Origin of the sequence: Streptomyces sp. NPDC004542, from assembly GCF_040610035.1 — a bacterium.
In the GTDB taxonomy this organism is placed as follows: domain Bacteria; phylum Actinomycetota; class Actinomycetes; order Streptomycetales; family Streptomycetaceae; genus Streptomyces.
In genome coordinates, this window is sequence record NZ_JBEXLP010000048.1 from 22,927 (window position 1) to 33,777 (window position 10,851).

At 70.3% G+C, this 10,851-nt stretch carries 6 protein-coding genes and 4 tRNA genes; 4 read left to right on the forward strand and 6 right to left on the reverse strand.

The window, feature by feature from the left end; all coding sequences use genetic code 11:
- Nucleotides 1–165 precede the first annotated feature (165 nt).
- Nucleotides 166–240, reverse strand: a tRNA-Asp gene (locus tag ABZX30_RS24290).
- A 119-nt stretch (nucleotides 241–359) separates the two neighbouring features.
- Nucleotides 360–4,304, reverse strand: a complete 3,945-nt coding sequence (gene hrpA / locus ABZX30_RS24295) for an ATP-dependent RNA helicase HrpA (protein WP_355936801.1) — start codon at nucleotides 4,302–4,304, stop codon at nucleotides 360–362.
- Nucleotides 4,305–4,741: 437 nt separating this feature from the next.
- On the opposite strand from hrpA, the gene ABZX30_RS24300 reads away from it, so the two are divergent.
- Entirely contained in the window at nucleotides 4,742–5,725 is a 984-nt protein-coding gene (locus tag ABZX30_RS24300; RefSeq protein WP_355936803.1) for a CorA family divalent cation transporter, read from the forward strand.
- A gap of 89 nt (nucleotides 5,726–5,814) precedes the next feature.
- On the opposite strand, the gene ABZX30_RS24305 is transcribed toward ABZX30_RS24300, so the two are convergent.
- The 4 genes from ABZX30_RS24305 to ABZX30_RS24320 form a co-directional block, all read right to left on the reverse strand.
- Nucleotides 5,815–5,888 (reverse strand) — tRNA-Phe (locus tag ABZX30_RS24305).
- Between the two features lie 29 nt (nucleotides 5,889–5,917).
- Nucleotides 5,918–5,992: transfer RNA gene (locus ABZX30_RS24310), tRNA-Asp, on the reverse strand.
- A 37-nt stretch (nucleotides 5,993–6,029) separates the two neighbouring features.
- Nucleotides 6,030–6,102 (reverse strand) — tRNA-Glu (locus ABZX30_RS24315).
- A gap of 80 nt (nucleotides 6,103–6,182) precedes the next feature.
- Complete coding sequence (locus ABZX30_RS24320; protein ID WP_355936805.1) at nucleotides 6,183–7,775, reverse strand: metallophosphoesterase; 1,593 nt, start codon at nucleotides 7,773–7,775, stop codon at nucleotides 6,183–6,185.
- A gap of 117 nt (nucleotides 7,776–7,892) precedes the next feature.
- Here ABZX30_RS24320 and ABZX30_RS24325 point away from each other — a divergent pair, with 117 nt between their 5' ends.
- The 3 genes from ABZX30_RS24325 to ABZX30_RS24335 all read left to right on the forward strand — a co-directional run.
- Nucleotides 7,893–8,243: a metallopeptidase family protein gene (locus tag ABZX30_RS24325; protein WP_355936808.1), complete on the forward strand. Its 351-nt coding sequence runs from the start codon at nucleotides 7,893–7,895 to the stop codon at nucleotides 8,241–8,243.
- A gap of 110 nt (nucleotides 8,244–8,353) precedes the next feature.
- Nucleotides 8,354–8,872, forward strand: a complete 519-nt coding sequence (locus ABZX30_RS24330) for a hypothetical protein (RefSeq protein ID WP_355936811.1) — start codon at nucleotides 8,354–8,356, stop codon at nucleotides 8,870–8,872.
- A 254-nt stretch (nucleotides 8,873–9,126) separates the two neighbouring features.
- Nucleotides 9,127–10,851: DEAD/DEAH box helicase (locus tag ABZX30_RS24335; RefSeq protein ID WP_355936813.1), on the forward strand; the 1,725-nt coding region annotated here is incomplete at its 3' end.

Consider the following 10,851-nt stretch of genomic DNA (forward strand, 5'->3'; position numbering starts at 1 on the left):
GCGGTCCTGACGGGATTTGCTGTGTTTGATTGCGGCTCCGCCGCGGGCGCGGCCTTCGCTGGCGGGGTGCGGGCCTGGTTGTGGTCCTGGCGGGGGTCGCTGGGTTCCGCTGTGGGGGCGGGTACGCAGAAGGCCCGCTTCCCTTGCGGGATGCGGGCCTCGTTGCGGTCCTGACGGGATTTGAACCCGCGGCCTCCACCTTGACAGGGTGGCGAGCACTCCAAACTGCTCCACAGGACCAGGTTTCGCAGTGCTTCTCGGCGGAACCGAGTGATCGGCTCTGCTCTGCGTTGCGCTGCGAGATGGACTGTACAGGAGGGTGCGGGTCCTGGTCGAACTCACCGCCTGTGAACGGGCGATTACGGGACGGCCGCGTCGATCGCCTTCACGATCCGCTTGTCCGAGACCGGGTACGCCGTGCCCAGCGCGTGGGCGAAGTAGCTGACCCGGAGCTCCTCGATCATCCAGCGGATGTCCAGGACGGAGGACGGGACGGGACGGCCCTGGGGGAGCTGTTCCAGCAGCCAGGCGTACTCGTCCTGCATCTCGTGGACCTTCTGCATGCGCGTGGTGTCCCGCTGGACGCTCGTCGGCATCTGCTGCAGCCGCCGGTCCGCAGCCACCAGGTACCGCATGAGGTCGGGCAGGCGCCGTACACCCGCCCACGTCACGAAGCCGGGCTTCACGAGGGCGTCCAGCTGCTTGCGCACGTCCGTCAGGTTTGCCAGCAGGGCGGGGCTGCGCACGGCCTTCAGGCGCCGCTCACAGGCCTGCCAGGCGGCCAGCACCTGCTGCACCTGGCCCACGGTCCGCACGGTCGTGTCGACGATCTCCGCGCGCACCTTGTCGTAGAGCTTGCGGTACGACTCCTCGTCCCACGCCGGCCCCCCGAAGTCCCCGATCAGTTTGTCCGCCGCCGCCATCGCGCAGTCGTCGAACAGCGCCTGGATCGACCCGTGCGGATTCGCGGACAGCCCCAGCTTCTGAGCGTTCGTCAGCTTCTCGGACGCGAACTTCGCCGGGCTCACCGGGATGTTGCGCAGGATGAGGCGGCGGGTGCCCTTCCACATGGCTTCCGCCTGCTCCGCCTCCGTGTCGAAGAGACGCACCGAGACCGTGTCGCCGTCGTCCACCAGCGCCGGGTACGCCTTCACCGGCTGCCCGGCCCGCCGGGTCTCGAAGACCCGGCTGAGCGTGCCGACGGTCCAGTCGGTGAGGCCCCCGCGTTCCAGGGACTCGCCGCCCCGGCGGGACGCGGTGGCCGCCGCGGCCTGCGAGAGCGCCTTGCGCGCCTTCGGCTTCAGACGCAGCTTCAGCGCCTCCAGGTCCTTGTCCTCCGCCAGCTTCCGCCGCCGCTCGTCGACGATCCGGAAGGTGATCCTCAGATGGTCCGGCACCTTCGCCCAGTCGAAGTCGGCGGCCTCGAAGGGCACGCCCACCATGAGCCTCAGCTCGCGCGCCATGGTCGTGGTGAGCGGCTCGGCGAGCGGGGACGCCTTCTCCAGGAACGCCCTCGCGTAGTTCGGCGCGGGCACGTAGTGGCGGCGGACCGGCTTGGGCAGGGAACGGATCAGCTCTGTCACCAGCTCCTCCCTGAGGCCCGGGATCTGCCAGTCGAAGCCCTCGTCCGTCACCTGGTTCAGGACCTGGAGGGGGATGTGGACGGTCACGCCGTCGGCGTCCGCGCCCGGCTCGAACTGGTACGTCACCCGGAACTTCAGGTTCCCCTGCCGCCAGGAGTCCGGATAGTCGGCCTTGGTGACCGCCTCCGCCGACTCCCGGATGAGCATCTCCCGCTCGAAGTCGAGGAAATCCGGCTGCTCGTGCCGCTTGTGCTTCCACCACGAGTCGAAGTGGGCACCGGACACGACGTGTTCCGGCACCCGCTGGTCGTAGAAGTCGAACAGCGTCTCGTCGTCGACCACGATGTCCCGGCGCCGCGCCCGGTGCTCCAGCTCCTCGACCTCGCTGAGGAGCCGGCGGTTGTCGGCGAAGAACTTGTGGTGCGTCCGCCAGTCGCCCTCGACCAGCGCGTTCCGGATGAACAGCTCACGGCTGGCCTCCGGGTCGATACGGCCGTAGTTCACCTTCCGGTCGGCGACGATGGGCACGCCGTACAGCGTGACCTTCTCGTACGCCATCACGGCCGCCTGGTCCTTCTCCCAGTGCGGCTCGCTGTACGTCCGCTTCAGCAGGTGCTCGGCGAGCGGTTCGACCCACTCGGGCTCGATCCTGGCGTTGACCCGGGCCCACAGCCGGGAGGTCTCCACCAACTCGGCGGACATGACGAACCGGGGCGTCTTCTTGAACAGCGCCGAGCCCGGGAAGATCGCGAACTTGGCGTTCCGCGCGCCCAGGTACTCGTTCTTCGCGCCGTCCTTCACGTCCTTCATGCCGATGTGCGACAGCAAACCGGCGAGGAGGGAGACGTGGATGCGGTCGTCCGGGGCGTCCTGCTCGTTGAGGTGGATGCCCATCTGCTTGGCGACCGTGCGCAGCTGCGTGTAGATGTCCTGCCACTCCCGGATGCGCAGGAAGTTCAAGTACTCCTGCTTGCACATCCGGCGGAACGACGACGAGCCCCGTTCCTTCTGCTGCTCGCGGAGGTACCGCCACAGGTTGAGGAAGGCGAGGAAGTCGCTGGTCTCGTCCTTGAAGCGGGCGTGCTGCTGGTCGGCCTGGGCCTGCTTGTCGGCGGGGCGTTCGCGCGGGTCCTGGATGGACAGCGCGGCCGCGATCACCATGACCTCGCGGACACAGCCGTTCCGCTCCGCCTCCAGCACCATGCGCGCCAGCCGCGGGTCGACGGGCAGCTGGGCGAGCTTGCGGCCGGTCTCCGTCAGGCGCTTGCGCGGGTCCTTCTGCGCCGGGTCCAGGGCGTGCAGCTCCTGGAGCAGCTGCACGCCGTCGCGGATGTTGCGGTGGTCCGGCGGGTCGATGAAGGGGAACTTCTCGATGTCGCCGAGGCCGGCCGCGGTCATCTGCAGGATGACGGAGGCCAGGTTCGTGCGGAGGATCTCCGCGTCCGTGAACTCCGGGCGGGCGAGGAAGTCGTCCTCGGAGTAGAGGCGGATGCAGATGCCGTCGGACGTACGCCCGCAGCGTCCCTTGCGCTGGTTGGCGCTGGCCTGCGAGATCGGCTCGATGGGCAGCCGCTGCACCTTCGTGCGATGGCTGTAGCGGCTGATCCGGGCGAAGCCGGGGTCGATGACGTACTTGATGCCGGGGACGGTCAGCGACGTCTCCGCCACGTTGGTCGCCAGCACGATCCTGCGGCCGGTGTGCGGCTGGAAGACCCGGTGCTGCTCGGCGTGGGAGAGCCGGGCGTACAGGGGCAGGATCTCCGTGAAGCGGTAATCCTTCCTGGTGAGGGCGTCCGCGGTGTCCCGGATCTCCCGCTCCCCGGAGAGGAAGACGAGGATGTCCCCCTTCCCTTCCGCCATCAGCTCCTCGACGGCGTCGGTGATCGCGGTGATCTGGTCGCGGTCGGCGTCGTCCGAGTCCGCTTCCAGCAGGGGCCGGTACCGCACCTCCACCGGGTACGTCCGCCCGCTGACCTCGATGATCGGCGCGTCGCCGAAGTGCCGGGAGAAACGCTCGGGGTCGATGGTGGCGGAGGTGATGACGACCTTCAGATCCGGCCGTCGGGGCAGCAGCTGGGCGAGGTAGCCCAGCAGGAAGTCGATGTTCAGGGACCGCTCGTGGGCCTCGTCGATGATGATCGTGTCGTAGGCGCGCAGCTCGCGGTCGGTCTGGATCTCGGCGAGCAGGATGCCGTCCGTCATCAGCTTGATGAAGGTCGCGTCGGGGTTCACCTGGTCGGTGAAGCGCACCTTCCAGCCGACGGCCTCACCGAGCGGGGTGTCCATCTCCTCGGCGACGCGCTCGGCGACGGTACGGGCGGCGATCCTCCTGGGCTGGGTGTGCCCGATCATGCCGCGCACGCCGCGCCCCAGCTCGAGACAGATCTTCGGGATCTGGGTGGTCTTCCCGGAACCCGTCTCACCGGCGACGATGACGACCTGGTGATCGCGGATGGCGGCCGCGATGTCGTCCTTCTTCTGGCTGACCGGCAGTTGTTCGGGGTAGCTGACGGCGGGCACGCGGGCGCGCCGTTCGTCCATCCGGGTCGCGGCCTTGCCGACCTCGGCCTCTATCTCGGCGAGGACGGCGGCGCGGGCCTCCGGCTTACGGATCTTGCGCGCGCCCTCGAGCCTGCGCCCGAGCCGGTGCGCATCGCGCAGCGACAGCTCGGTCAGGCGGGGGAGGAGGGTGCCGAGGGCGGGGGCGGGGTGCGTAGACATACGGGGTCCAGGATCTCACCTCGGCGAAATTCCTGGCTAACGATTTGCCTCCGGCGGTTCAGCAGGGGGTTCTCGCCCACCCGTACCACTCTCGTCGCCGGGTGCGGGTGGCCCCCGCGGGGGCGGATCGCCGTCGGCGGCTGCGGGTGGCCGTCCGGCCTGGGGGTGTGTGGTGCGGCGGCTGTGGGTGGCGGTTCGGTCGGTGGGTGTGTCGTGTGCGGGCGTGGGCCGTCGCGTGCGGGCGACTGTCGTCGGCTCGACGGGGACGAGGCGGCGGTCGATCGGCCAGAACGTAGCGTCCGCCGGGCCCGCTGCCAAGCACCCCCCTCACCCGTCCGGGCGCCGCTCCGCGGTGCGAACGAGTCCTTCCGTGTGCGCGGGCACCCTCGCCCACGCAGGCTGGGGAGTGCCGCAGCCGTGATCCACAGCGAGGGACGATGATCGTATCGGTGGTCTCGATGCCGGAGGGGATCGTCACTCGTACGCACGTGTCCGAGGTGCGTGAGCGTCTCGCGGCATCCTCCTTCGTGTTCGTCGACATCGAACTGCCCGAGCGGACCCCGCCCGATGAAACACCGGTCGCCCACCAGCTCGGCCTGGAGGCCGCGGACCTGGGCTGGTTCGGTACGGAGGGCGAAGCCGCGCGGGCCGAGTTCCTCGGGGACAGCGCCGGGTTCGTCGTACCCGTGGTCGAGGACGACCAGGTCACGCATGTCCATGCCCTCGTCACCGGGCGGTACCTGGTCACGGTCCACCGAGGCCCGCTGGCCCTGATGCGCAGCGTGACGGAACGGATACCGAAGGAGAATCCACCGGACGCCGTGGCCACGCTGTTCCTGCTCCTCCAGGAGGCCCTGGAGACGTTTCGCCGGTCGGCCGTGCAGGACCTGCTGGAGGTGGAGGAGATCGAGGACGAGATGTTCCAGCGGCGTAACCCCCAGCAGATCTACCGACTGGCACGGCTACGACGCCGCTCGGCGCTCCTGCACCACCGGCTCCTGCCCTACCTGGAGGTGACGGACGAGGCTTTCACGAGGAGGATGCTGAACCCGCATTTCCCGAAGGAACGGCAGCGGCTCGCGCACACGTACCAGCACAGCTCGAGGCTGGTGCTCAAGGACATCGAGTCCCTCCAGGACGCCGCCCGGCGGGCCTTCGTCAGTTACTCCACCCTCGTGTCCGGCGAGCAGAACGGCGTGATCAACCGGCTGGCCATCGTGTCGGTGATCTTCCTTCCGCTGACGTTCCTGACCGGGTTCTTCGGCATGAATTTCGCGTACATGACCGACGAGCTGGAAAGCCGGTTCGTCTTCTGGTTCCTTGCCGTGGGCCTGCAGGTGATCGTCCTGTTCGCGGCCCTCTACGTACTCCACCGCACGCGCCTCTGGGACAAGCTGCGCGACGACGACACCGAGGGCTGACGGCCCTGCAACGACCCGCGAGGACGCCACTACGAGAACACCCCCTCCGGAAGATTCTGGAGGGGGTGTTTGCCCTGGTAGGGCGACTGTGGCTGGGGCCGGGGTCGAACCGGCGACCTATCGCTTTTCAGGCGATCGCTCGTACCAACTGAGCTACCCAGCCACGGGGTTTCACGTCAAACAAAACCCCAGCGGTCCTGACGGGATTTGAACCCGCGGCCTCCACCTTGACAGGGTGGCGAGCACTCCAAACTGCTCCACAGGACCAAGCGCCGTGTACGACAGTGTCGCACACGATCTTGCGTGCCCCCAACGGGATTCGAACCCGTGCTACCGCCTTGAAAGGGCGGCGTCCTAGGCCGCTAGACGATGAGGGCTATCGGCCCGCCTGGGCGCTTCTCAGCGCGTCGGGGACGTGAGAAGCATATGGGATGGCGAGGGGTATCGCCAAAACGGTTTACGGCGACACGGACGAGGAGGCGGACGAGGAGGTGGACGAGGAGGTGGACGGCGAGGCGGACGACGAGGGCGTCGGGCCCGTCGGGCTCGGGGTCGCGCCCGGCTGGTTCTCCTCCGGGAGGTGGCGGCTGACCTCTGCCGTCGTCAGCCCCAGGCCGCCCAGTTTGATGGCGTCCCAGGCCTGGAGACGACGGGTGTCCCGGTCGAAGTAGAGGATCGACGCCTCGATCGGAGCCGGGTACTTGTGCTCGACGGCGCGCAGCCCGCTGCCGCCTGTGGATCCCTCCATGCGCAGCCGGGTGCCGTGCTTCATGATCTCGTCGCCCTCGTGGTGGAGGTGCCCCGCCAGCACCAGGGGCACCTCGCCGTCCGTCTCCCGCGCGGCGGCGGGCTCATGGATCATGGCGACGTCCACCGGGGTCCCCGCCGTCCGCTGGTCGCGCAGGGCGGAGGCCAGGCGGTCGCCCGCCGACTGCTCCGCGTCGTCGCTGAGCCGGTTCGAGCGGTCGGGGGTGAACTGCGGATCGCCGATGCCCGCGAAGCGCAGCCCGGCCACCGACTCCGCCTTGCCGTCGTCCAGGACGTGCACGTTCTTCATCCGCCCCAGGTACCGCTGCGTGACGCGCGAGTCGTGGTTGCCGCGCACCCACACGTACGGCACGCCCAGGTCGGCGATCGGGTCCAGGAAGCCGTTCTCGGCCGCCGTGCCGTGGTCCATGGTGTCGCCGGTGTCCACGATCACGTTCACCTTGTACTCCGCCACCAGCGAGGCGATGATCTTCCAGCTCGCCGGGTTGAGGTGGATGTCCGACACGTGCAGGACCCGGATCGTGGTCGGGTCCGGCTGGTAGGCCGGCAGCGTGGAGGTCACGTCGTACAGCTTGGTCACGTTCGTCACCAGGCGGGCCAGTTCCCTCTGGTAGACGTCGAACTCCGTCACGATGCTGCGCGCGTTGCCGACCAGCGAGGGCGCGGAGGACAGCAGGCCGGAGAAGCGCGGTTCCAGGACCGACTCCGGGTTCCAGGTGGCGTACGCCGTCGCTCCGGAGGCCGTGAGCAGGGTGAGCGCCAGTCCGCCGGCCGCCAGGGCGCGGCGCGGGCGGCGGTAGACCGCGAGGCCGAGCGCCGTCGCACCGGCCACCACGGCGACGCAGGAGCGTACGGCCAGGTCGACGGTGCCGTGCTCGACGTCCCGGGCGATCTCGTCCTGGAGGCCGGCGATGCGTTCGGGGTGGTCGACCAGCGCCTGGGAGCGGACCGGGTCGAGCTGGTCGACGTTGACGTCGAGGCGGACCGGCGCGATGTGGCTGTCGAGCGAGAGCGCGCCGAGGGGCGCGACGTTGATCTTGGTGCCGCCGGTCAGGGAGGGACGCAGCGTCATCGTCGTGTTCATCGGGCCGACCGGGACCCGTACGTTCCCCACGATCAGCAGCCCCAGCCAGGCGCCGACCAGCACGACCCCGGTCAGAGCGAGGGCGCGGACCCAGGGGCGCGGCCGGGCGGCGAGCTCGAGCGAGGGCAGGGCGCGGGCCTTCCTGCGGGGGCGGGGTTCACGGAGGCGGCGGATGCGGTTCGGGGTGCGGTTCAGCATGTGGTTCCAGGGCTGCGAGGGGGACGCGGGCCATTGGTGCCGTATGCCCGGGTCCGTGCGTGGATATGCGGCGGCCGGTGACTCTCGTACCGCGGTGTCGTACCGGACAATGGCCCTGTGCTGGAGATGACGCGCGAGGAGTTCGAGGAACTGGTCGCCGAGGCGCTCGACCGGATTCCGCCGGAGCTGACGCGGCTGATGGACAACGTCGCGGTGTTCGTCGAGGACGAACCGCCCGCCGACGATCCCGGGCTGCTCGGGCTGTACGAAGGGACCCCGCTGACCGACCGCGGCGAGTGGTACGCGGGCGTGCTGCCGGACCGGATCACCGTCTACCGGGGGCCGACGCTGCGGATGTGCGAGACAAGGGAGGACGTCGTCGCGGAGACCGAGGTGACCGTGGTGCACGAGATCGCGCACCACTTCGGGATCGACGACGAGCGGCTGCACGCGCTCGGCTACGGCTGAGGCGTCCGGCGGAGGCGCAGGCGGCCGGTTCCGGCGGGTCGCGTGTCCTCTTGCGGGCGGCGGGAGTTGGGCAGGTTGACTCCTTCACTCCGCCATCGGAGGTGGCCGCCGTGCGCCCCTTGACCGTACCCGTCCGTCTGGCCGCCACGGCGATGGCCCTCGCCGCCGCCTCCGGCTGTGTGCATGTGGGCGACGACGCGAGCCCGGCCAGACAGTCGCCCTCGGCGGGACAGCGCGGCGGCCAGGCGCCCGACGGCCTGACGGTGGTGTCGGGGCGCGGCGGGGCGTACGGCGGTGAGACGGCCGACGGCAAGCACGGGCACGGCGGGAAGGCCAAGGCGGGGAAGTCGGCCTCCGCCTCGGCCACCCCGTCGGCGAAGGGCAGCGCGTCCGCGTCCACGCCGACCCGGCCGGGCAGGACCGAGAAACCGGGCGATCCCGCGCCGACCAAGGCCCAGCCGACCCCCACGCGAACGGCCGAGCCGGCGTCCACGCCGCCGCCCCCTTCTCCGCTGCCACCGGCTTCCAGTGAGCCGCCGTCCGCCGAGCCGTCCTCGTCGGCGCACGAGGGGACGGGGCCGCAGCTGGCCCAGCGGGAGCCGGCGCCGAGGGCCGGGTCACCGGCGTAGGAAGCCGTCGGCGAGCCGTCGTGCGACCCGCGCCCAGCCGTGTGACGTACGTCTACCGACCTCGGTTTGCCTTCGAGGGTGGAGGGTGCGTATGGTGGTAGATCGTTTGATCCCATTTGCCCGGCGCCACCGCAGAGCGCGCCGTGTGGCGCGTACTCTCCCTTGCCGTGGCGGACCGCATAGAGGCGGTCATCGTGCGAATCACGGAGTTGACGGGCGCGTGCCGACGAGACTCCGGAAGGTTTCGCATTCGCATGTCCATTTCCCGTACTGATCACGCCGTCGTGCCCGAGAACATCGAGGCCGAGAACGTCGAGACCCACAACGCCGGGCTCGACACCGACGACGAGACCAGCACCCCCGAGGTCACCTTCGCGAGCCTCGGTCTCCCCGACGGCGTCGTGCGCAAGCTCGCGCAGAACGGCGTGACCGTCCCCTTCCCGATCCAGGCCGCGACCATCCCGGACGCCCTGGCCGGCAAGGACATCCTGGGCCGTGGCCGCACCGGCTCCGGCAAGACCCTCTCCTTCGGCCTGCCCACCCTGGCCACCCTGGCCGGTGGCCGCACCGAGAAGCACAGGCCGCGGGCCGTCATCCTCACGCCCACCCGTGAGCTCGCCATGCAGGTCGCCGACGCGCTCCAGCCGTACGGCGACGTCCTCGGCCTGAAGATGAAGGTCGTCTGCGGCGGCACGTCGATGGGCAACCAGATCTACGCCCTGGAGAAGGGCGTCGACATCCTGGTCGCCACCCCCGGCCGCCTGCGCGACATCATCAACCGTGGCGCCTGCTCCCTCGAGGACGTGCGGATCGCCGTCCTCGACGAGGCCGACCAGATGTCCGACCTGGGCTTCCTGCCCGAGGTCACCGAACTCCTCGACCAGGTCCCGGCGGGCGGCCAGCGCATGCTGTTCTCCGCGACGATGGAGAACGAGATCAAGACCCTCGTCGACCGGTACCTGAAGGACCCGGCCCTGCACGAGGTCGACGCCGCCCAGGGCGCGGTCACGACGATGTCCCACCACATCCTGATCGTGAAGCCCAAGGACAAGGCGCCGGTCACGGCCGCGATCGCCTCCCGCAAGGGCCGCACCATCATCTTCGTCCGCACCCAGCTCGGCGCCGACCGCGTCGCCGAGCAGCTGCGCGACGCGGGCGTGAAGGCGGACGCGCTGCACGGCGGCATGACCCAGGGTGCCCGCACCCGCACGCTGGCCGACTTCAAGGACGGCTACGTCAACGTCCTGGTCGCCACCGACGTCGCCGCCCGCGGCATCCACGTCGACGGCATCGACCTGGTCCTGAACGTCGACCCGGCCGGCGACCACAAGGACTACCTGCACCGCGCCGGCCGCACGGCCCGCGCCGGCCGCACCGGTACGGTCGTCTCCCTCTCCCTCCCGCACCAGCGGCGCCAGATCTTCCGCCTCATGGAGGACGCCGGCGTCGACGCCGGACGCCACATCATCCAGGGCGGTGCCGCCTTCGACCCGGAGGTCGCCGAGATCACCGGCGCCCGCTCCATGACCGAGGTCCAGGCCGAGTCCGCGGGCAACGCCGCCCAGCAGGCCGAGCGCGAGGTCGCCCAGCTCTCCCAGCAGCTGGAGCGCGCCCAGCGCCGCGCGGCCGAGCTGCGCGAGGAGGCCGACCGGCTGGTCGCCAGGGTCGCCCGCGAGCGCGGCGAGGACCCGGAGGCGGCGGTCGCCGAGGCGCAGGCCGAGGCCCAGGCCGTCGCCGAGGCCTCGGTTCCGGAGCAGCCGGCCGCGCAGGACGTGGACCGGGCGGAGCGCGCCGAGGCTCCGGCGCCGTACGAGCGCCGGGAGCGGCGTGAGGAGCGCGGCGACCGGGGCGGCTTCAACCGTGACCGGGATCGCGACCGTGGTGGCCGTGGCTTCGAGCGCCGTGACGACCGCCGTCCGTCCGACCGGGACCGCGACCGCGGTTTCGAGCGTCGTGACGACCGTGGGGGCTTCCGCCGG